The sequence below is a fragment of the Mycobacterium sp. E2497 genome (genome assembly GCF_001668695.1).
Lineage (GTDB): Bacteria > Actinomycetota > Actinomycetes > Mycobacteriales > Mycobacteriaceae > Mycobacterium.
Map to the genome: position 1 here is coordinate 1 of NZ_LZKD01000274.1, position 712 is coordinate 712.

Here is a 712-nt window from a genome sequence, read left to right on the forward strand (position 1 = left end):
ACGCCGTCCAGGAGGCCTGCGCCGAGGCGCTTCGCAGCTGGGGCCGCGACGGTGTCCCGGGCAATCCGGGCGGCTGGCTGGTGACGGTCGCACGCAATCGCGTCCGTGATCGTCTGCGCCGCGAATCCGTCCGTCCAGGAAAGGAATTGGCGGCCATGATCGACGAAATCCGGGCGCGCACCGATCACACCGACCCGTCTCCCGTTCGCGACGACGAGCTGCGGATGATGTTCACCTGCGCGCATCCCGCCCTGGACCGTCAATCGCAACTGGCGCTCACCCTGCGACTGGTGTCGGGGCTGACGGTCGCCGAGATCGCCCGCGCGCTGCTCCAGACCGACACCGCGATCGGCCAGCGAATCACGCGCGCCAAGAACAAGATTCGGCACGCCAACATCCCGCTGCGGGTGCCGCCCGCCGAGCTGCTGCCCGAACACACCCCGCACGTGCTGGCCTGCGTCTACTCGGTGTTCACCGAGGGGTACTGGTCCACCGCCGGCCCGTCGGCGATCCGCGACGAACTGTGCGACGAAGGGATTCGGCTGGCCGGTGAGTTGTGCGCGCTGATGCCGGACGAGCCCGAGGCCCACGCGCTGGCCGCCCTGATGCTGCTGCACGATTCGCGACGAGCGACCCGGGTTGACGACGCCGGGATGCTGGTGCCACTCGAGGAGCAGGACCGCCGCCGGTGGGACCGCGGCCGCATCGCCCG

1 protein-coding gene is annotated in these 712 nt (G+C 70.4%); it reads left to right on the forward strand.

Annotated elements, in window-relative coordinates; all coding sequences use genetic code 11:
- Positions 1-712: RNA polymerase sigma factor (locus A5713_RS25645; RefSeq protein ID WP_156752035.1), on the forward strand; the 712-nt coding region annotated here is incomplete at both ends.